The organism is Sphingomonas sp., from assembly GCF_035944535.1.
In the GTDB taxonomy this organism is placed as follows: domain Bacteria; phylum Pseudomonadota; class Alphaproteobacteria; order Sphingomonadales; family Sphingomonadaceae; genus Sphingomonas_B.
On the sequence record NZ_DASZBC010000007.1, the window covers coordinates 158,907 to 177,938 of the forward strand.

Consider the following 19,032-nt stretch of genomic DNA (forward strand, 5'->3'; position numbering starts at 1 on the left):
CGGCGCTGTGCGCCGGGGGTTTTCTCTTGCGCGCAACCTCGCCTCGCACGAGACGTTGGGGCCGCCATGTCGACAAAGACCCGCATCCCCACGGCCGCCAAGCTCGGCCTCGTCGCGGCCGCGCTTGGCGCCGCCGCGCTATTCAACCGCAAAAAGGCGCGCGATGCCGAAGCGGAGCATCCGCCGGCTGGCAAGTTCATCGAGGTTGACGGGATCAAGCTCCACTATGTCGAGCGGGGCGACGGCCCTCCGCTCGTTATGTTCCACGGCATGGGCGCGCTGGTGCAGGATTTCCTGGGCAGCGGCCTGATCGACCGGGCTGCGGAGCGGTTCCGGGTCATCGCGTTCGATCGGCCCGGCTATGGCTATAGCGACCGGCCGCGCGGAGGACGCTGGACGCCCGAGGCGCAGATGGGACTGGCTCGCGCCGCCATCGCCAAGCTGGGGATCGAGAAGCCGCTGGTGCTGGGGCATAGCTGGGGCACGCTGCCGGCGCTGGCTTGGGCGCTCGATCACCCGGACGAAGTGGCCGGGTTGGTGCTGGTCGCAGGGCCGTACTTCCCGTTCAAGAACCCGAGTCCCTTGCTGATGTCGATGCCGGCTTGGCCCATGATCGGTGCGGTCATGGCGAACACGACCTCGCCCTTTGTCGTGCGCGCGGCAGGACCGGGCGTGCTGAAGCAGGTGTTCGCGCCCAATCCGGTGCCGGCGAAGTTTCACGAGGAGTTTCCGCGCGGGCTGGCACTGCGGCCGAAGCAGATCAGGGCAACGTCAGGCGATGCCGGCCTGGTCCAGCTGGCGCAGATCCGCCTGTCCAAACGCTATGGCGAGCTGAAGCTGCCGATCGCCATTGTTCATGGCGACGGCGACAAGGTGGTGCCCTTCATCCATGGCGAGCGGCTCCATGCGGCCGTCCCGCACAGCAGCTTCCATGTGGCGCACGATGTCGGCCACATGGTGCATTGGATCGAGCTCGACACCGTGCTGGCCGCGATCGACGCGGCCGATCAAGCCGCCTGAGCGAGTTCGCCTGCTTCGCCGCGGCGGACTACCGGGCGGAAGACGATGTGGAGCAGCAGGTCGACCGGCCGGCTGAGGTTCGGCGGCGGCGCCATGGTGAGCGCGGCCGGACTCGAGCAGCGGTAAAGATCGCCCGCGATCCGCTCCAGCCCGTCATGGACGAGCTGCGCGGCGACTGAGCCCTGGTCGTTCGTTATCCCGAAGCTCTCGACAACGTGGAAACGCGCAGAGTCGACCTGCACACATTCGAAGGAGCTGCCCCATTGCACGGCAGCAGTGAAGCGGCCGGCACCGACAGGCACGGCCATGGCATAGAAGCCGTCATGGGTGGGATGGGCATCGGCCTCGATCACTGCCTGGCCCTGCGCATCGGCAAGGATAACGGGCACCTTAATCGCTGCGCCCGCCATGTCGCCCGTTGTGATCTCGAGCGCGAAACGGCGCCAGGCGAGCATCGATAGGTTCAGGGACAGGCCATGCTCGCGCACTTCGCCGGGAATGTAGATGCGCTGGGCGTGCATCAGATAGGGCAGGCCGCGCGACTTCAGGCCGGCATGCGCCGCTTCAGGATCGACCAAGGGCATCAGCGCCTCGGTGCCCAGATTCACGTCATGTTCGAAGCAGCGCAGCACATCGACTTCTTCCGCTGTCGGCATGAAGAGGAGGCGCGCAAGGGTCTGGCCCGCCGTGCGGCGCCACGCGTCCGAACTCCCCGGCAGGTTCAGCTCGGCACAGCTCCGTGCAAAGGCGAGCGCCCCCGCCTGGACGCGGTCGCGTGTGGCGCTCTGGTTCGACTTGATGCCGGCCGCCTGGCGGACCGGCGAGCCGTCCCATTTGTAATCGACGACCGAACCTTGGGCGACGGTGCAGAGCTGCTCGACGACGGCAATCGGGTCGCACAGTGCGTCGATGGTGCGGAAATCGTAATGGCGCGCATCGATCAGGCCCTTCTTGTCGAGCCCGGTCGGCTGCTCCTCGCGCAGCAGCAGATAGCGGCCCGCGACCTTCAGCTTCATGCGCTGTTCGAGAAGGGCGGATACCTTGTCCTGGACCGAGCCGTGATAGCCCAGATCGGCGAGGATCACCGCGTCTCCCTCAGCCACGCCGGCGCGCTTCAGATGCGCGATCAGCCGGTCGGCGAAGCGGGCCGAGCGGTGGACGATGGTGCCGATCGTATCCGGTTTCAGCACTTGCTCGACGAACTTCGGGTCGTTGGCCGACACGTCCAGCTTGCCGAGCCGGGCCAGCTCGCCCTGTTTGAAGTGGAACTGACGCGCGAGCACCTCGACCGTGTTGCGCTTGCCGTCGTGGAGCAGACGCGCGCGGATCGCGTCCTCGTCGATCAGGCTGGCACGCGAGGCGGTCTGGCGGCTGATCTCGACGCGCTGCGTCGGCTCGGCATGGATCGCCTCGAAAATCTCGGCAGGCAGGAAGCCGTCGCGTAGCAGGAACAGGAGGTGCGTCTTCCGCCCAGTCTCTGCAGCGACCGCCTCCCGCTCGTCGCGCAGCCAGCTTGAAAAGGAGCGGAGCAGCGGCCCGAGCACGTCGTGGCCGAGCGCGAAAGCGGCGTCGTCTTCGTTCCGCAGCGAGAGGAGCGGACGGTGCGGCTGGAAAGTGGGGCTGGTGACGCGCGCATCCGGGTGAATCAGGGCGCCGACCGCAGCTTCGAGGCGCAGGCGCGTCTTCGCCTGTTCGTCGAACTGCACCAGGTGAACGGTGTTGATGCCGAGTTCCGACGGCGCGACCTGGTCGGCGACATAGTTGTCGCCGACATGGACGATCTCGGCCGGCGCGCGGCCGAGCGCCTCCAGCACGGGCTCGAACAGCCCGTCAGCCTTGTTCATGCCATAGGCGCTGGACGGGAAGATGCGGTCGATCGCGTCGGCGATATCGGGACCGGCTGCCTGGCCGATCAGGGTGCGAAGCTGGTCTTCGTTCAGATAGGTGTCTGACACGATCATCACCTGCAGCCCGCGCGCCTTGGCATTGCGGATCAGGGTCTTCACCGGCTCGAAGCCGTAGCAGTGACGCGCCTCTGCCGAGAGCTCAGCTGCAACCGACGCAGCAACGTCGCCACCGGGGCGAAGCCGGCCGTGAATTTCTTCGATCGACACCTCGAAGCTGTCGCGGAATAGCTTGGCATTGTGGCGCGCGGCACCTTCGGCGCGGCGGCGCGGCTCCATTGCACCGCCGGCAAACTCCAGATCGGCGAACACGTCCGCTGGCGTCGCCGTGTCGCGCCAGACCAAAGTGTCGAAACAGTCGAGCGACAGCCAGCGCGTGCCGGCCGGCGCCTCCTCAAGCACACGGCCGAGTTCGAACGAGCGGAGCTTCAACTTCATCGGGGCACCCCTTTGTGACGTGCCTGTTTCGCCGAAGATGGTTGAGAAGGTTTTAACCAAAGGGTGCTGCTCCCCGGCGAAGGCCGGGGTCCAGCAGCTAGGCGTGCCAGATGATCCGGCTGCCATGCGGGTGGCCGGTGGCGAGGTGGCGCTCGCGGCCGCCCGGCCAGGTCTGCAGGTGCAGTTCGGCAGCGCCCGTCTCTCCTTGCAGCTCATAGCGCAGCCAGGCCAGCGGACGTTCGAGCGTGGCCTGCGCGCCGGCGCCGGCTAGCGCGTTGCGAATCCGCTCCTGCTTGTCGGCCGGCAGATAAGTCCAGAAGATCGTGTGATAGACGACACGGCACATGCCGTCCGGCTGCGGCTCGGCCAGGCAGCGCTCGACGAAGTCGGCCGCGTCGCCTTGCTCCAGCGGCGGTGGGGAAAGGTCGGCGAGAGCAAGCGCTGCCTGCAGCCTTTGCATCCGCTCCGGCTGGTCGGGCCAGCAATAGGCGATCAGCCGCTCGCGCTCGGCAGGATCGGCGGTGCGCACCGGGTTCTGGTCGACCCCGCGCCGCGCCAAGATCTTGACCTCTGCGGCCGGAGGGTGGCCGCCCTCCCACAAAGGGGCGAGCTGAAGGGGTGAGGCGAGATCGCCCGCCTGAACTCCTCCGAGCACAAAGCCGAACCGGTCCATGTTGAGGTTGAGCCCGGCGCTCGCGCCGAGTTCGATCAGCTCAAACGGCAGCCGGTATTCCGCGGCGAGCAGCATCAGGCCCGCCATGATCGCCCCCGCGCGCCCTGTTTCGTTCGTCTGTGGGGGAGAGTCGAGCCAGCCGACGAGCTCGGCATCACGACGCTGCAGCGTTTCGGCGACCACGGCGTGCGCGTTCTCGATTTCGCCTCTGTAGAGACGGGTCAACCGCCGTTCCACTCCGCGTCTCGCCAAGGCGTGAAAGCCGCCTGCCAGCCTGAGCGGCACCGAGTCGGCACTGCCTCGCGGATCGCCCGACCAGCCCAGGGCCCTTCGGCCGGTTTCGGTCGAGCCGTCCAGCACCAGTCCGATCGCGCCCACGATAGCGGCGGTCAGCGGCGCGCCCGAGCGATCGCAGAACTGAGCCTGGTCAGTAAACGCCTTCCGAACATCCGCTTCGGCCATCGCTCGACTTTGCATGCGCGGCTGGAGCGGTAAAGCGGAAGTGCTCGCGCTCGAGTCGAGCTTTGAAAAATCAATGTTCTAACTGGTTAATAATCGGTGTAATGGTCGCTCAGCGAGTCCTGTAGACATCGACTCGCCCAAGGGGGTTTCAAATGAAAATCTACTGTGTCGCGCTTGCAAGCGCGTTGGTGCTGGCCGGTCCGGCAACGGCCCAGACCTATGATGCGTTCACCAGCTTCAACGGCACGCAAGGTGCCGGAAACTTTTATTATGGCGAAGCGAATGCCGCGACGCCGGGCGTTTCCGGCAGCTTCTTCACGGCAAACACGAACTGCTTCATCGACAACTCGCTGTGTCTGCAGCTGGCACCCAATCACGATGTTCCGGGCTTCACCAAGGGCGGATCGCCCGCCTTTCAATACGGCACCGTGAACGTGCCGCAGGATCGTCTGCTGGCGCATCCGGACGACGACACCGACCAGACGTTCATCGCGTTCGTGGCGCCGACGGCAGGCTCCTATAAGTTCACGGCCACGTTTAACATTCAGGACATCAATCCGACTGGTGTGGGGATCAATCTGATCGAGACCACCTCGGGTGGCCTGCCGCTCATCTTCACTGCTCTGGGGACGATCGACGGTTCCAATCCCGTTTTCACCTACACGCGCACCTTTACGCTAACGGCGTCCCAGGCTGTCGGGTTCGGACTCGACAATGCCGGCAACTACTCGAACGACTCGACGGGCGTAAACCTCACGGTCACGGCTGTGCCTGAACCGGCGACCTGGGCCATGCTGGTCGCCGGATTCGGCGTGATCGGCGCGGCTTCGCGGCGCCGGTCGCGAGCGACCGTCACCTACGCCTAAACCTCCGCTGATCGGAAACAACCGGGAGCGCTGCCAGCCTGTAAGCTGGCAGCGCTCCTTTTTCGTCGCCCGATCAGGCCTCCTCCAGCTCCGCTTCCGCCGCCTGGCGCGCCCACATTTCGGCATAAAGGCCGTTCTGGCGGAGCAGGCTGGCGTGGGTGCCGCGTTCGGCAACGCGGCCGTCGTTCAGGACGACGATCTCGTCCGCATCGACGATGGTCGAGAGGCGGTGGGCGATGACGATGGTGGTGCGCTGGGCCGAGACATCGCGAAGGGTGCGCTGGATCTCGGCCTCGGTGCGGCTGTCGAGCGCGCTGGTCGCTTCGTCGAGGATCAGGATCGGCGGGTCCTTGAGCAGGGTGCGGGCGATCGCGACCCGCTGCTTCTCGCCACCGGAAAGCTTCAGGCCGCGTTCGCCGACCTGCGCCTGATAGCCGTCCGGCAGCTTCTCGATGAAGTCGTGGATCGCGGCGCCCTGTGCCGCGACCTCGACATCCTGCTGGGTCGCGCCCGCGCGGCCATAGGCGATGTTGTAGCCGATGGTGTCATTGAACAGCACCGTGTCCTGCGGGACGATGCCGATATTCTCACGCAGCGTGCGCTGCTGGACGCGGCCGATATCCTGCCCGTCGATCGATATGCTGCCGCCCGTTACGTCGTAGAAGCGAAACAGGAGCCGGGCGATGGTCGACTTGCCGGCACCTGAAGGACCGACGATCGCGAGCGTCTTGCCGCCGGGGACGAGGAAACTGACGCCTTTCAGGATCGGCCGCTCGGGATCATAGCCGAAGCGGACGTTGTCGAACTTCACCCGGCCCTCACTGACGATCAGCGGCTGGGCGTTGGGCAGGTCGACCACTTCGGCCTTTTGGTCCACCAGGTCGAACATCGCAGCCATGTCGATCAAACCCTGGCGGATGGTGCGGTAGACCATGCCGAGCATGTCCAGCGGCCGGAAGAGCTGGGCGAGCAGCGTGTTCACCAGCACAACGTCGCCGGGTGTGAAGCGCCCCGTGCTCCACCCCCAGACGGTATAGGCCATGGCGCCGGCCATCATCAGGTTGGTGATCAGCGACTGGCCGATGTTCAGCCAGGCAAGCGAGTTCTCCGACTTTACCGCCGCATTGGCATAGGCCCGCGCGGCCTTCTCGTAACGCGCAGCCTCGCGGTCTTCCGCGCTGAAATATTTGACCGTTTCATAGTTCAGCAGCGAATCGACGGCCTTGGCGACGGCGCCGGTGTCGAGATCGTTCATCTGCTCGCGCAGTTTGTTGCGCCAGTCGGTCACCACGCGGGTGAAGACGATATAGGCCGCGACCATAATAAAGGTCGCCGCCACCATGCCGAAGCCGAACTTGACCCAGAAAATGATCGCGACCGCGGCCAGCTCGATGATCGTCGGCGCGATGTTGAACAGCAGGAAATAGAGCATGATGTCGATGCTCTTGGTCCCGCGCTCGATGACCTTGGTGACGGCGCCGGTGCGGCGCTCCAGGTGGAAGCGCAGCGACAGCTCGTGCAAGTGACGGAAGACGTTGGTCGCGAGCCGCTGGGTCGCGTCCTGTCCGACCCGCTCGAACACGGTGTTGCGCACATTGTCGAAAAAGACGCCGGCGAAGCGCGCGCCGGCATAGGCGATGACGAGCGCCCCGGCGACGCTCACGCCCGCTTCCAGCCCGGGCGCCATGCGGTCGATTGCCGCCTTGTAGGCGAATGGCATCATCAGGGTGGTCGCCTTGGCGACGACGACCAGCACCATCGACCAGACGACGCGCCGGCGCACGCGCTTGTCGTCCGCCGGCCAGAGATAGGGAAGGAAGCGGCGGAAGACGCCCCAGCTTAGGGAATCTCCCTGAGTGCCCCCGGTCACAGAATTCTGCATCTTGGTCGATGTAGGAAGGATCGCGGGCGAAACCAATGCAACGGGCGGCGAGCTGGTTGGTTGAGTCGGCCGGCAGGAGAGAGACGATGGGTCCCTTCGTTTACGTGATGGCGATCATGGGTTGCGGCGATGGCGCCACGCAGTGCGCCGAGGCACGCCTGGTCGAGACCCGCTACGAGACGCTCGCCTCCTGCCAGCAAGCCGCGAGCGCGCAGCTGATCAAGAATGGCGACCTGGACTATCCCGAGCTGATGGCCAGCTGCCGCTCGATCACCAACCAGATCGTGATGAACACGGCAAAGGGGCGCTGAGCTCCTATTCTCCGTCATCCCCGCGAAAGCGGGGACTCAGCTTTCTGCCGCATCCCTCTGGGTTCCCGTTTTCGCGGGAGTGACGAGTGGAGGTTGTCTGGTCCGGCAGCACCTCCTACACCGCCGCCGCCATGGCCGAACCCGTCATCATTGCCGTTCCCAAGGGGCGCATTCTCGAGGAGGCGCTGCCCCTGCTCGCGCGTGCGGGCATCGAGCCGGAGGCGGCCTTTTCCGACCATGGCAGCCGGGCGCTGCGGTTCGCGACCAATCGGCCCGACATTTCGCTGATCCGTGTCCGCGCCTTCGATGTGGCGACCTTTGTCGCGCACGGCGCGGCGCAGCTCGGCATCGTCGGGTCGGACGTTCTGGAGGAGTTCGACTATTCCGAACTCTACGCGCCGGTCGATCTCGGCATCGGCCATTGCCGTATTTCGGTCGCGGAGCCGGCCGAACTCGCCGCGTCCGACGACCCGCGCGAGTGGAGCCATGTGCGGGTGGCGACCAAATACCCTGCGCTGACGCGGCGGCACTTCGAGGCGCGCGGCGTGCAAGCGGAGTGCGTCAAGCTCAACGGCGCGATGGAGCTGGCGCCCTTGCTCGGCCTGTCGAGCCGGATCGTCGACCTGGTCTCCTCCGGCCGCACGCTCAAGGAGAATGGACTGGTCGAGGTGGAAGTGATCGCGCAGGTGAGCGCCCGCCTGATCGCCAATCGCGCCGCCTTCAAGATGCGGTCCGCCCAGATCGCACCGCTGATCGACGCGTTCCGCGCGGCGGTGCGATGATCCGACTGTTCGCCTCCGACCCGGACTTTGCCGTTCGCTTCGATGCGCTGGTCAATGCCCGGCGTGAAGCGGATGCTGACGTGTCGCGTGACGTCGCCGCCATCCTTGCCCGGGTGCGGGAGGAAGGGGATGCAGCGCTGGCGGACTATACGCGGCGCTTTGATGGGCATGAGCTGCGCGAGCCGATCGACCCGGTCGAGTGCCGGGCGGCGCTCGATGCGCTGGGGCCAGAGCTGCGCAGCGCGCTCGAACTCGCGGCCGATCGCATAACCGCTTATCACGAGAAGCAGCGGCCCGAGGATCGGGACGAGACCGATGCGCTGGGCGTACGCCTCGGTGCGCGCTGGACGGCGGTGGAAGCGGCCGGCCTTTATGTGCCGGGCGGGCGGGCGGCTTATCCTAGTTCGCTGCTGATGAACGCGATCCCAGCCAAGGTCGCAGGCGTCGCGCGGCTGGCGATGGTGACGCCGACGCCGGGCGGAGAGATGAACCCGCTGGTCCTCGCCGCCGCCGCCCTGATCGGGATTGAGGAAATCTGGCGCGTTGGTGGGGCGCAGGCGATCGGCGCGCTGGCCTATGGCACCGAGCGCATCCGGCCGGTGGACGTGATTGTCGGTCCCGGCAATGCCTGGGTCGCCGAGGCCAAGCGGCAGCTTTACGGCGTCGTCGGCATCGACATGGTGGCGGGGCCGTCCGAAATACTGGTCGTGGCAGATGCGGCGAATGATCCGGAGTGGATCGCGGCGGACCTGCTCAGCCAGGCGGAACACGACCCGACCAGCCAGTCGATCCTGCTCACCGATGACGAGGATTTCGCAGAGCGGGTCGTGGCCGCCGTTGAGGGGCAGCTGGCCGACCTGTCGATGGCTGCGCGCACCAGCTGGCACGTCAATGGCGGGGTGGTGCTGATCGAATCGCTGATCGAGGCGGCGCCGCTGATCGACCGCCTGGCGCCCGAGCATCTGGAGATCGCCGTCGAGGATCCGGAGCCGCTGTTTCGCGCCGTCCGCCATGCCGGGTCCGTCTTCCTCGGACGGCATACGCCGGAGGCGATCGGCGACTATCTCGGCGGGCCGAACCACGTGCTGCCGACCGGGCGCCGGGCCCGTTTTGCCTCGGGGCTGAGCGTGCTCGATTTCATGAAGCGCACGAGCTTTCTGGGTTGCACTCCTGACGCGCTCGGCACACTTGGCCCAGCAGCCATCGCCTTGGCCGAGGCGGAAGGGCTTCCCGCCCATGCCCGCTCGGTCGCACTCAGATTGAGACTATGAACCAGACTGCCCGCTCCAATTCCCGTTCCGCTGCGCGTCTCGCGGCCGTGCAGGCGCTCTATCAGCAGGAAATGGAGCAGACCGCCGTGCCGGCGCTGCTGCATGAATTCCACCGTCACCGGCTCGGCGCGACGATCGAGGACGTGGAATATGCCGATGCGGAGGTGACGTTCTTCGACGACCTGGTGAAGGGCGTGGACGCGCGGCGCGACGAAATCGACCGGCTGATCGGCGCCAAGCTGGCCAAGGGCTGGAGCCTGGAGCGGCTCGACCGGCCGATGCGCCAGATCCTGAGGGCCGGAACATACGAACTGCTCGCCCGCGCCGACGTGCCGGTCGGCAGCGTGATCAGCGAATATGTCGATGTCGCCCACGCCTTTTACGAAAAGCGTGAGACGAGCTTCGTGAATGGGCTGCTCGACGCGGTGGCGAAGGAAGTTCGTTCTTCCTGATCGTCATCCCGAACTTGGTTTGGGATAAGCTTGGGACCAGGCGGTCAATCACCGGCTTGGTAGCGAGCGTAAGTCTTATCCGGAAACGAGTTCGGGATGACGTTCTAGTGCCCCGCCTGCGGCCCCCGCACGATTCCTGACGCGGCGAGCTGCTCGTCGATCTGCGCGACGAGGCGGTCCAGCCCGGCCTGGTCCTTCGCCTCGGCGCGGGCGACCAGCACGTCCTGCGTGTTGGATGCGCGGAGCAGCCACCAACCGTCTTCGGTATTCACGCGGGCGCCGTCGGTGCGGTTGACCTGGGCGCCGCTCGCCTCCAGCCGGTCGAGCACTTCGTCGACCACCGCGAATTTGCGCGTTTCGTCGACCTGGAAGCGCATTTCCGGCGTGTTCACCATCGCCGGCATCTCGGACTTAAGCTCGGTCAGCGACTTGCCCGAGTGCCGCACCGCGCCGAGCAGCCTGACGGCGGCGTAGAGCGCGTCGTCGAAACCGTAATAGTCATGCTTGAAGAAGATGTGGCCGCTCATCTCTCCGCCCAGTGGAGAGCCGATTTCCTTCATCTTGGACTTGATGTGGCTGTGTCCGGTTTTCCACATCAGCGGCTCACCGCCGAGTTCGGCAATGCGATCATAGAGCGCCTGTGACGCCTTGACGTCGCCGATGATGGTCGCGCCCGGCTCCGCCTTCAGCACCGGCTCGGCCAGAATGCCGAGCAGCTGGTCGCCCCAGATGACGCGGCCCTGGCCGTCGATCGCGCCGATGCGGTCGCCGTCGCCATCGAACGCGATGCCGAAATCCAGCCCCTTCTCCCGCACCAAGGCGCGGAGATGTTCGAGGTTCTTCTCTTCCGTCGGGTCCGGGTGATGGTTGGGGAACGTCGAGTCCACGTCAGTGAAGAGCGTGTGGTGCTCGCCCGGCAGCAGCTTGACCAGACGCTCGAGCGCTGGGCCGGCGGCGCCGTTGCCCGCGTCCCAGCCCACACGGAACGCACCGCCCTGATAGCCGACGGTGAGACGCTCGACATATTGGTCGAGAATGTCGAAGTCGGAGACCTGGCCCGGCGTGTCCGCCTCTTCCCAGTCGCCGTCCGCCGCCAGCTTGCCGATGGTCTGGATATCGGCGCCGAAAAAGGGCCGGTGCTGGAACACCATCTTGAAGCCATTATAGCTCGGCGGATTGTGGCTGCCGGTGATCATGATGCCACCATCCACTTCGAGCACCGCTTCGGCATAATAGAGCATCGGCGTCGGACCGAGGCCCACCCGCACCACGTCGCAGCCGCTGCGGGTCAGGCCGTCGACCAGCGCTTCCGCCAGCATCGGCGAGCTGTCGCGCCCGTCCCAGCCGATCGCCACGCGCGTGCCGCCGGCCCGGCGCAGCAAGGTCGCGAAGCCGCGGCCAATCGCGCGTGCGTCATCGGCGCCCAGCGTCTCGCCGATGACGCCTCGAATGTCGTACTCGCGCAAAGAGGTGGGATGGAAGCTGTAGGTCATTGTTGCTCCAGATCTGCCCCAAAGCGGTTCGGGCTGAGCTTGTCGAAGCCCTCCCTTTCTTTGAAGCCGTAAGAAGAAGGAAGGCCTTCGACAAGCTCAGGCCGAACCGAGTTTAGGCGTTAATCGTTTCGCGTTCGGGACAGTTCCGCCAGCAGGATGTCGCGGGCGAGATTGGTGCGGCGGGCGAGTTCGGGTGTGCCGCCGCTGTCCGGATGGACGCGGGAAATGATGCGGCGATGAGCGGCGCGGATTGCCTCGGCATCGTCATATTCGTCGACGCCGAGCAGTGCGCGTGCTTCGTCCAGGCCCATAACGTCGCGCTGCCGCTGCTGATTGCCCTTCAGCCAGAAGAGCAGCAGGACGATCACGCCTGCGATCAGCAGCAGCTTGAACATCAGGCGGCGGCGCCGATCCGTTCGGGAAGCGACAGGCCGGAGACCAGTTCGCGCAACTCCTGCCGCGCAGCGACATGACCCAGACCGATATCGGGGATTTGGCCGATGTCGAGCATGGTCAGGCCCGAGGGGAAGAGCTCGCGATAGATGACGCGCTCGCCGAGGCCCGGAATGATGCGGAAGCCAACACGCTTCGATAGTGCGATCAGCGCCTCGCCGACCCGGCGCATGTTGCGCGCCTCGATATGCTGCATGCGGTTTCGCAGCACGATCCAGTCGATCGTGGCGCCGTCAGTCTTGGCGCGCGCCTTGCGGGCATCCCAGATCAGCTCGGAATAAAAGCTTGGCCGGCTGACCTTGTAGGTCTCGGCATCCACCTGGCCGATCAGGTCGAAATCGACGAAGCTGTCGTTCATCGGCGTGACCAGCGTGTTGGCCCGGGTCGCGGCGCGGCGGGCGATCGGGTCGTCGCGGCCGGGCGTGTCGATCACGACGAACTCGGCGTCGCGCGCTGCTTCCGCGAGGCGCTCGTCAAAATTCTCCTCGCTCGATCCGTCCACGACTGCATAACGCGGCTGGGGCAGCTCGACGCCGCGGCGTTTCATCGTGGCGGCGCGATTTTCGAGATAGCGGGCAAGAGTGCGCTGGCGGTGGTCGAGGTCGAGCGCGGCGACCGAGCGGCCCTGTGCGGCCAGTGCGACCGCCACGTGCACGGCGGTGGTCGACTTGCCCGTGCCCCCTTTTTCGTTCGCGAAAACAATGACGTGGGCGCCGTGCGTGGCCATGAAGCGGCTTTCCGTAGCTCGGGTTACTTGATCGAGGTGCTGACGCCCCCCTATGGAAGCTAGCCATACCAAGCCAGAGTCATCGTGCAAACCATCCGTCAGCTGAAGCCGCTTCGGAAAGCCATCGCCGCGCTCCGTGCCGAGGGGGGCAAGGTCGCTCTCGTGCCGACCATGGGCGCGCTGCACGCCGGCCACATGGCGCTTGTTGCCGAAGCGAGGAGGCGCGCGGATCATGTCGTCGCGTCGATCTTCGTCAACCCGAAACAGTTCGCGCCGACCGAAGACCTTGCCGCCTATCCGCGCCGTGCGGCCAAGGATTCGGCGATGCTTTCCGAGGCGGGCGTATCCGTGCTGTGGATGCCGGACGTGGAGGTGATGTATCCGGCCGGTCATGCGACCAACGTGTCGGTCGGGGGCGTCAGCGATGGGCTGGACGGCTTGGCGCGGCCCGGACATTTTGACGGGGTCGCCACGGTCGTCGCCAAGCTGTTCAACCAGGTGCGGCCGGATATCGCGCTGTTCGGCGAGAAGGATTTTCAGCAGCTGGCCGTGATCCGCCGGCTGGTCGTCGATCTGGACTTCAACATCGAGATCATCGGCGTGCCGACCGAACGAGAGGAGGACGGCCTCGCTCTCTCGTCGCGCAACGTCTATCTGACTGAGGAAGAGCGGCAGCAGGCGCGGGCCCTGCCGCGCGCACTGGGCGCTGCAGTCACCGCGATCGAAGGCGGCAGCGATGTGGCCGAAGCGCTCGCCAGGGCCGAGGCCACCCTGATCGAGAGCGGCTTCCAGTCAGTCGACTATGTTTCCCTGTGCGATGCCGTCACGCTGCAGCCGATCACCTGTCTGGACCGGCCGGCCCGCTTGCTCGCCGCAGCCAGGATCGGCGCGGCGCGTTTGATCGACAATGTGCCGGTAGTCAGAAAATAGGGACTGTCCCTATTTTTCAGTGCGGAGTTCCTTGATGATGCGCGAGACGCGGACCGAGACCGACAGCATGGGCTTCATCGAGGTTCCCGCATCGGCCTATTGGGGCGCGCAAACGCAGCGATCGATCGAGAATTTCCCATTCGGGCCGGAGGAGCGGATGCCGATCGGGATCGTCCATGCGCTCGCCATGGTGAAGCAGGCGGCGGCGCGCGTGAACAGACGGCACGGCCTGCCGGCGGAGATTGCAGATGCGATCGAAGCGGCGGCGGCCGACGTGGCCTCGGGCAAGTTCGACGATCAATTCCCGCTCCTCATCTGGCAGACGGGTTCCGGCACCCAAAGCAACATGAACGTCAATGAGGTGATCGCCGGCATCGCTAATGAGCGGCTGGCGGGCACGCGGGGTGGCAAAGCGCCGGTGCACCCGAACGATCACGTCAATATGAGCCAGTCGTCGAACGACAGCTTTCCGACGGCGATGCACATTGCCGTTGGCCTGGCTCTGCGGGACCGACTGGAGCCGGCGCTCGACCGTCTGCTCGCCGTGCTCCTCGCCAAGGCGGGGGCGTGGGACGATATCGTCAAGATCGGCCGCACGCACCTGCAGGACGCAACGCCGCTGACCCTCGGCCAGGAATTTTCCGGCTATGCGACCCAGATCGCCAAGGCCAGCGGCCGCATCGCGAGTGCTGCAACGGACGTTTACGAGTTGGCGCAAGGCGGCACGGCCGTCGGGACGGGGCTGAACGCACCGCCCGGTTTTGCCGAGGATTTCGCGACGGAAGTGCGGGCGCTGACCGGCATCGAGTTCGTCAGCGCGGAGAACAAATTCGAAGCGCTTGCTGCCCATGACGCGCTGGTCGAGCTATCGGGCGCGCTCAACGTGCTTGCAGTGTCGCTGACCAAGATCGCCAACGATATGCGGCTGCTCGGTTCCGGGCCCCGCTCCGGCCTGGGTGAACTCGATCTGCCGGCGAACGAACCCGGCAGCTCGATCATGCCGGGCAAGGTCAACCCGACCCAGGCCGAGATGCTGACCATGGTCGCGGCGCAGGTGATGGGGAACCATACTGCGGTGACGATCGGCGGGCTGCAGGGGCATATGGAGCTGAACGTCTTCAAACCGCTGATCGGAGCGGCGGTGCTGCGGTCGATCCATCTGCTGAGCGTCGGCATGCAGAGCTTCGCCGAACGGATGGTGGAAGGGACAGAGCCCAACCGTGGCCGCATCGCCGAACTCGTCGACCGTTCGCTGATGCTGGTGACCGCGCTCGCGCCGGAGATCGGTTACGACAATGCGGCCAAGATTGCGAAACATGCCCATGCGAAAGGGCTGACGCTGCGCGAGGCGGGGCTGGAACTGGGCCTGGTCGATGCGGACACGTTCGATCGGGTCGTGCGTCCAGAGACGATGGTCGGACGCTAAGCCTTTATCAACCATCCCGATTCCGCAGGGGTTAAGCACGTCCGCGCCACTGTGGCCGGATGGGTATCGCAAGCCAGCTTCGCCTTATGGTCCTTGGAGGCACGTTCGCCGGGCTCGTCATCGCTCAAGCCATTCCGGCCAAGCCGGCAGATCGCCCGGTCCGCAGCTTGGCGGTGCGGGTGATCGACGGTGACACGTTCGACTATGCCGGCGAGCGCATCCGTATCCTGGACATCGACACGCCGGAGACGCATCCCGCGCGCTGCGCCTTTGAGGCCGAGCTGGGCGCGCGCGCAACCGAGCGGCTGCGGCAGCTGCTGGCGCGGCCCTTCGAGCTTCAGGCGGCGGGCCGCGACGAGGACCGCTATGGCCGCAAGCTCAGGCTGGTGATGGTCGGCGGCCGCTCGGTCGGCGACCAACTGGTCGCAGAAGGTCTGGCGCGGCGCTACGAAGGGCGGCGCCGGCCCTGGTGCGAGAGCGCGTGAATCTGTGCTCCGGCGAAGGCCAGAGCCCTGGCCAACGCTCCGGCCTTCGCCGGAGCACATCAATTGTCAGCCGCGCCCGTCGGCTAGATCGAGCAAGGCGCGGCCATAGGCTGTCTTCTCGAACAGCCTGCCGCGTTCGCGCAGTGCCTCCGGGCTGATCCAGCCATTGTGGAAGGCGATTTCCTCCAGGCTGGCGATCTGGACGCCCTGGCGCTTCTGGAGCGTGCGGACGAACTCGCTGGCTTCAAGCAAGCTGTCGTGTGTGCCGGTGTCGAGCCAAGCGAAGCCGCGGCCCATGCGCTCGACGAACAGCTCGCCGGCTTCCATGTAGATGCGGTTGAGGTCGGTAATCTCGAGCTCACCGCGCGCGGAGGGCTTCACGGATTTGGCGAACTCGGTCACCCGCTCATCGTAGAAGTAGAGGCCAGTGACCGCCCAGCTGGATTTTGGCGCCTTGGGCTTTTCCTCGATCGAGAGGGCGCGGCCTTCGCCGTCCAGCTCGACCACGCCATAGGCCGTCGGGTCCTCGACATGATAGGCGAAGACGGTGGCGCCGCGGGTGCGGGCGCGGGCGCTCTGCATCAGATTGCCAAGGCCGGCGCCGAAGAAGATATTGTCACCCAGCACCAGCGAGCCGGGGCCGCCCGCGAGGAACGCCTCACCGATCAGGAACGCCTGGGCGAGGCCTTCGGGCCTGGGCTGGACGGCATAGTCGACGGCGAGGCCGAACTGCTCGCCCGAGCCGAACAGGCGCTTGTAGTTGTCGAGATATTCGGGCGAAGAGATGATCAATATGTCCCTTATCCCGGCCATCATCAGGGCCGAGGTGGGGTAGTAGATCATCGGCTTGTCATAGACCGGCAGCAGCTGCTTGTTGATCGCCAGCGTCGCCGGATGAAGCCGCGTGCCGGACCCGCCGGCGAGAATGATACCCTTCACATGCCCCCCTTGACGAGCGCGTCGACCACTTCGCCGACTGCATCCTGCCACGGCCGCGGCACGATGCCATAGTCCCGCTGAAGCTTGGCGGTCGACAGGCGCGAATTGGCCGGGCGCCTGGCGGGCGTCGGATAATCGGCCGTCGTGATCGCTTCGACCGGCGTGTCGATGCCGGCGCGGGCAAGCACGAAGCGAGCGAGGTCGCACCAGCTCGCTTCACCGGCGTTCACGAAATGATAGGTGCCGATATGGCCGTGGCCGCCCGCAATGGTGAGCAGCGCTTCGGCGATGTCGCCGGCGCTGGTCGGGCAGCCGCGCTGATCGTCGACGACGCGCAGCAGCGGGCGCTCGCCGCCCAGCCGCAGCATCGTCTTCACGAAGTTGTTGCCGTGCGGGCTGACCACCCAGGCGGTACGGAGGATGACGTGATCGGCATTGCCCTGCCGCACTGCCCGCTCTCCCGCTTCCTTGGACGCGCCATAGGCACCGAGCGGGGCGACGGGATCGCTTTCCTCGTAAAAATCTTGCTTGGTCCCGTCGAACACATAATCGGTCGAAACGTGCAGCAGGCGGATGGCGCGCTTGGCGGCGGCTCGGGCTATGATGTCGGGCCCGACCGCATTCACTGCCTGCGCGAGGTCCGGCTCACTCTCGGCTTTGTCCACCGCGGTATAGGCGGCGCAGTTGATTACCGCGTGCCAGGGATGATCGTCGAGAAACCGCTCGATGGCGCAGGTCGAGCCGAGATCCAGCTCCGATCGTGTGGGTGCGACCAATTCGAAGCCATGCCGGGCAGCGCGCAGCCGCAGCTCGGTGCCGACCTGGCCGGTCCCGCCGGTGACGAGCAGCCGCTTCACGCCGTCGCCTTCAGCCCCAGCCGCTCGCCCGAATAATTGCGCTCCAGGATCGGCCGCCACCAGCTCTCGTTATCGAGATACCAGCGGATCGTCTTATCCATGCCCGTCTCGAAGCTCTCCTGCGGCTTCCAGGCGAGCTCGCGCTCCAGCTTCGAGGCGTCGATGGCGTAGCGGAAGTCATGGCCGGGTCGATCCGCGACGAAGCTGATCTGCTCCCGATAGCTCTTGCCGCCGGTGCGGGGGCGGATGCGGTCGAGCGTGTCGCAGATGGTTTCCACAACAGCGAGGTTGGTCCGCTCCGACCGGCCGCCGACCATATAGCTTTCGCCGGGCGTGCCGCGCTCGAATACTGTCGTCAGCGCGCGAACGTGATCGTCGACATAGAGCCAATCGCGGACATTCGCGCCCTTGCCATAGACCGGCAGCGCCTCGCCCGAGAGGCACTTGATGATCATCAGCGGGATCAGCTTTTCGGGAAAGTGATAAGGTCCGTAATTGTTCGAGCAGTTCGTGATCAGCACCGGCAGGCCGTAAGTGTGGTGCCAGGCCGAGACGAGGTGATCCGACCCCGCCTTGGACGCCGAATACGGCGAGCGCGGATCGTAAGGCGTCTCTTCGGTGAAGAAGCCGTCATCGCCAAGCGCGCCGAACACTTCGTCGGTCGAAATGTGGTGGAAGCGGAAGGCGTCCTTTTCGGCGCCCTCCAGGCCGCGCCAGTAATCGAGCGCCGCAGCGAGCATCGAGAAAGTGCCGACCAGGTTGGTCTGGATGAAAGCGGCGGGGCCGTCGATCGAGCGATCGACATGGCTTTCGGCGGCGAGGTGGGTGATCACTTGCGGCCGGAAATCCTGGATTAGCTTCGCGACGGCGTCACGGTCGCAGATGTCGGCCTTGGCGAAGCGGTAGCGGTTGCTCTGCGCGACTGGCTCGAGCGACGAGAGATTCCCGGCATAGGTCAGCGCATCGACGTTCAGCACGGCATGACCGGTGTTGGCGATCAGGTGCCGGACCAGGGCCGAGCCGATAAAGCCGGCGCCGCCGGTGACAAGGATACGAGCCATCAAGCGTCCACAAGTTGGAGAGGTTGCCCGTCATAGGCGAAGGGGCTGACGAAATCCTTGAGAAGCGGCAGCTTCTGGTCCTTGTCGGACAGCGCGGGCTCGGCGCCTTTCAGCGGCCAGTCCACGCCGAGGTCCGGATCGTCCCAGCGAATGCCGCTATCGGCCTCAGGCGCGTAGAAGGCGTCGACCTTATAGGCGACCTCCGTGTCGGGCTCGAGCGTCAGAAAGGCATGGCCATAGCCCGCCGGAATGAAGAGCTGTTCGCCGCGCTCCGCAGTGAGTTCAGCCGCGACCCACTGGCCCTGCGTGGGCGAGCCAGAGCGAAGGTCCACGGCGACATCCCAGATGCGGCCGCGCAGGCAGCGCACCAGCTTTGCCTGGGCGGACGGCGGCGTCTGGAAGTGGATGCCGCGCAATGTGAAGGCAGGCGCCGAAAAGGAATGATTGTCCTGCACGAACTCCGTGTGGATCCCGGCCGCGCGGTAGCGATCGCGCTGGTAAGTCTCGCTGAACCAGCCGCGCGTATCGGCGAAACGCCTGGGTGTGATGCGGATGACCGGCATGGGCGCGGGGCCTAAGCCGGACCCCGCCCGAGTCAAG

General features: G+C 65.8%; 19 protein-coding genes. 9 read left to right on the forward strand and 10 right to left on the reverse strand.

The genetic code is table 11. The features are described from left to right. The first annotated feature begins 66 nt into the window (after nucleotides 1–66). Nucleotides 67–1,020, forward strand: a complete 954-nt coding sequence (locus tag VGT77_RS07730; RefSeq protein WP_327461222.1) for an alpha/beta hydrolase — start codon at nucleotides 67–69, stop codon at nucleotides 1,018–1,020. Here the strand turns inward: VGT77_RS07730 and VGT77_RS07735 are convergent. Both VGT77_RS07735 and VGT77_RS07740 read right to left on the reverse strand, forming a co-directional pair. Further along, complete coding sequence (locus VGT77_RS07735; protein WP_327461224.1) at nucleotides 1,008–3,362, reverse strand: hydrolase; 2,355 nt, start codon at nucleotides 3,360–3,362, stop codon at nucleotides 1,008–1,010. The two genes, VGT77_RS07730 and VGT77_RS07735, sit on opposite strands and share 13 nt — an antisense overlap. Nucleotides 3,363–3,459: 97 nt before the next feature. Next, on the reverse strand, nucleotides 3,460–4,497 hold the full coding sequence (locus VGT77_RS07740; RefSeq protein WP_327461225.1) for a DUF2332 domain-containing protein: 1,038 nt from the start codon (nucleotides 4,495–4,497) through the stop codon (nucleotides 3,460–3,462). Nucleotides 4,498–4,649: 152 nt separating this feature from the next. On the opposite strand from VGT77_RS07740, the gene VGT77_RS07745 reads away from it, so the two are divergent. Beyond that, nucleotides 4,650–5,363: a PEPxxWA-CTERM sorting domain-containing protein gene (locus VGT77_RS07745; protein ID WP_327461227.1), complete on the forward strand. Its 714-nt coding sequence runs from the start codon at nucleotides 4,650–4,652 to the stop codon at nucleotides 5,361–5,363. 73 nt (nucleotides 5,364–5,436) lie between these two features. Here the strand turns inward: VGT77_RS07745 and VGT77_RS07750 are convergent, their stop codons facing one another. Then, complete coding sequence (locus tag VGT77_RS07750; RefSeq protein ID WP_327461229.1) at nucleotides 5,437–7,245, reverse strand: ABC transporter ATP-binding protein/permease; 1,809 nt, start codon at nucleotides 7,243–7,245, stop codon at nucleotides 5,437–5,439. Nucleotides 7,246–7,331: 86 nt separating this feature from the next. Here VGT77_RS07750 and VGT77_RS07755 point away from each other — a divergent pair, with 86 nt between their 5' ends. From VGT77_RS07755 to nusB, 4 genes are all read left to right on the forward strand, one after another. Beyond that, nucleotides 7,332–7,556 carry a hypothetical protein gene (locus VGT77_RS07755; RefSeq protein WP_327461231.1) on the forward strand — a complete coding sequence of 75 codons (225 nt, stop codon included), beginning with the start codon at nucleotides 7,332–7,334 and terminating at the stop codon, nucleotides 7,554–7,556. Nucleotides 7,557–7,687: 131 nt separating this feature from the next. Then, the gene (gene hisG / locus VGT77_RS07760) at nucleotides 7,688–8,338 is read left to right on the forward strand and encodes an ATP phosphoribosyltransferase (protein ID WP_327461564.1); all 651 of its coding nucleotides are present in this window, start codon (nucleotides 7,688–7,690) and stop codon (nucleotides 8,336–8,338) included. Next, on the forward strand, nucleotides 8,335–9,609 hold the full coding sequence (hisD, locus tag VGT77_RS07765; protein ID WP_327461233.1) for a histidinol dehydrogenase: 1,275 nt from the start codon (nucleotides 8,335–8,337) through the stop codon (nucleotides 9,607–9,609). The genes hisG and hisD overlap by 4 nt, the downstream gene beginning before the upstream one ends. Then, nucleotides 9,606–10,061 (forward strand): transcription antitermination factor NusB, encoded by a 456-nt coding sequence (gene nusB, locus VGT77_RS07770; protein ID WP_327461235.1) that lies wholly within the window; start codon nucleotides 9,606–9,608, stop codon nucleotides 10,059–10,061. The genes hisD and nusB overlap by 4 nt, the downstream gene beginning before the upstream one ends. Nucleotides 10,062–10,165: 104 nt before the next feature. Here nusB and pgmG read toward each other — a convergent pair whose 3' ends face one another. The 3 genes from pgmG to VGT77_RS07785 form a co-directional block, all read right to left on the reverse strand. Next, complete coding sequence (gene pgmG, locus VGT77_RS07775) at nucleotides 10,166–11,554, reverse strand: phosphoglucomutase/phosphomannomutase PgmG (protein WP_327461237.1); 1,389 nt, start codon at nucleotides 11,552–11,554, stop codon at nucleotides 10,166–10,168. 119 nt (nucleotides 11,555–11,673) lie between these two features. Then, the gene (locus VGT77_RS07780) at nucleotides 11,674–11,949 is read right to left on the reverse strand and encodes a J domain-containing protein (protein WP_327461239.1); all 276 of its coding nucleotides are present in this window, start codon (nucleotides 11,947–11,949) and stop codon (nucleotides 11,674–11,676) included. After that, complete coding sequence (locus VGT77_RS07785) at nucleotides 11,949–12,734, reverse strand: division plane positioning ATPase MipZ (RefSeq protein ID WP_327461241.1); 786 nt, start codon at nucleotides 12,732–12,734, stop codon at nucleotides 11,949–11,951. Before VGT77_RS07785 ends, VGT77_RS07780 begins: the two co-directional genes overlap by 1 nt. Before the next feature lie 84 nt (nucleotides 12,735–12,818). Between VGT77_RS07785 and panC the strand changes: the two genes are divergently transcribed. From panC to VGT77_RS07800, 3 genes are all read left to right on the forward strand, one after another. Further along, the gene (gene panC / locus VGT77_RS07790) at nucleotides 12,819–13,664 is read left to right on the forward strand and encodes a pantoate--beta-alanine ligase (RefSeq protein WP_327461243.1); all 846 of its coding nucleotides are present in this window, start codon (nucleotides 12,819–12,821) and stop codon (nucleotides 13,662–13,664) included. 37 nt (nucleotides 13,665–13,701) lie between these two features. After that, nucleotides 13,702–15,090, forward strand: a complete 1,389-nt coding sequence (gene fumC / locus VGT77_RS07795) for a class II fumarate hydratase (protein ID WP_327461565.1) — start codon at nucleotides 13,702–13,704, stop codon at nucleotides 15,088–15,090. Nucleotides 15,091–15,176: 86 nt separating this feature from the next. Further along, nucleotides 15,177–15,575 carry a thermonuclease family protein gene (locus tag VGT77_RS07800; protein ID WP_327461245.1) on the forward strand — a complete coding sequence of 133 codons (399 nt, stop codon included), beginning with the start codon at nucleotides 15,177–15,179 and terminating at the stop codon, nucleotides 15,573–15,575. Nucleotides 15,576–15,641: 66 nt separating this feature from the next. Here VGT77_RS07800 and rfbA read toward each other — a convergent pair whose 3' ends face one another. The 4 genes from rfbA to rfbC are packed head-to-tail and all read right to left on the reverse strand — an operon-like array spanning nucleotide 15,642 to nucleotide 18,995. Then, nucleotides 15,642–16,514 (reverse strand): glucose-1-phosphate thymidylyltransferase RfbA, encoded by an 873-nt coding sequence (gene rfbA / locus VGT77_RS07805; RefSeq protein ID WP_327461247.1) that lies wholly within the window; start codon nucleotides 16,512–16,514, stop codon nucleotides 15,642–15,644. Then, nucleotides 16,511–17,371 carry a dTDP-4-dehydrorhamnose reductase gene (gene rfbD / locus VGT77_RS07810; RefSeq protein WP_327461249.1) on the reverse strand — a complete coding sequence of 287 codons (861 nt, stop codon included), beginning with the start codon at nucleotides 17,369–17,371 and terminating at the stop codon, nucleotides 16,511–16,513. The genes rfbA and rfbD overlap by 4 nt, the downstream gene beginning before the upstream one ends. Next, nucleotides 17,368–18,432 (reverse strand): dTDP-glucose 4,6-dehydratase, encoded by a 1,065-nt coding sequence (rfbB, locus tag VGT77_RS07815; protein ID WP_327461251.1) that lies wholly within the window; start codon nucleotides 18,430–18,432, stop codon nucleotides 17,368–17,370. The genes rfbD and rfbB overlap by 4 nt, the downstream gene beginning before the upstream one ends. Then, the gene (gene rfbC / locus VGT77_RS07820; RefSeq protein WP_327461253.1) at nucleotides 18,432–18,995 is read right to left on the reverse strand and encodes a dTDP-4-dehydrorhamnose 3,5-epimerase; all 564 of its coding nucleotides are present in this window, start codon (nucleotides 18,993–18,995) and stop codon (nucleotides 18,432–18,434) included. Before rfbC ends, rfbB begins: the two co-directional genes overlap by 1 nt. Nucleotides 18,996–19,032 lie beyond the last annotated feature (37 nt).

Coding starts and splice junctions, on each gene's coding strand:
- VGT77_RS07730 (WP_327461222.1), top strand. CDS start 67: ATGTCGACAAAGACCCGCATCCCCACGGCCGCCAAGCTCGGCCTCGTC.
- VGT77_RS07735 (WP_327461224.1), bottom strand. CDS start 3,362: ATGAAGTTGAAGCTCCGCTCGTTCGAACTCGGCCGTGTGCTTGAGGAG.
- VGT77_RS07740 (WP_327461225.1), bottom strand. CDS start 4,497: ATGGCCGAAGCGGATGTTCGGAAGGCGTTTACTGACCAGGCTCAGTTC.
- VGT77_RS07745 (WP_327461227.1), top strand. CDS start 4,650: ATGAAAATCTACTGTGTCGCGCTTGCAAGCGCGTTGGTGCTGGCCGGT.
- VGT77_RS07750 (WP_327461229.1), bottom strand. CDS start 7,245: ATGCAGAATTCTGTGACCGGGGGCACTCAGGGAGATTCCCTAAGCTGG.
- VGT77_RS07755 (WP_327461231.1), top strand. CDS start 7,332: ATGGGTCCCTTCGTTTACGTGATGGCGATCATGGGTTGCGGCGATGGC.
- hisG (WP_327461564.1), top strand. CDS start 7,688: ATGGCCGAACCCGTCATCATTGCCGTTCCCAAGGGGCGCATTCTCGAG.
- hisD (WP_327461233.1), top strand. CDS start 8,335: ATGATCCGACTGTTCGCCTCCGACCCGGACTTTGCCGTTCGCTTCGAT.
- nusB (WP_327461235.1), top strand. CDS start 9,606: ATGAACCAGACTGCCCGCTCCAATTCCCGTTCCGCTGCGCGTCTCGCG.
- pgmG (WP_327461237.1), bottom strand. CDS start 11,554: ATGACCTACAGCTTCCATCCCACCTCTTTGCGCGAGTACGACATTCGA.
- VGT77_RS07780 (WP_327461239.1), bottom strand. CDS start 11,949: ATGTTCAAGCTGCTGCTGATCGCAGGCGTGATCGTCCTGCTGCTCTTC.
- VGT77_RS07785 (WP_327461241.1), bottom strand. CDS start 12,734: ATGGCCACGCACGGCGCCCACGTCATTGTTTTCGCGAACGAAAAAGGG.
- fumC (WP_327461565.1), top strand. CDS start 13,702: ATGCGCGAGACGCGGACCGAGACCGACAGCATGGGCTTCATCGAGGTT.
- VGT77_RS07800 (WP_327461245.1), top strand. CDS start 15,177: ATGGTCCTTGGAGGCACGTTCGCCGGGCTCGTCATCGCTCAAGCCATT.
- rfbB (WP_327461251.1), bottom strand. CDS start 18,432: ATGGCTCGTATCCTTGTCACCGGCGGCGCCGGCTTTATCGGCTCGGCC.
- rfbC (WP_327461253.1), bottom strand. CDS start 18,995: ATGCCGGTCATCCGCATCACACCCAGGCGTTTCGCCGATACGCGCGGC.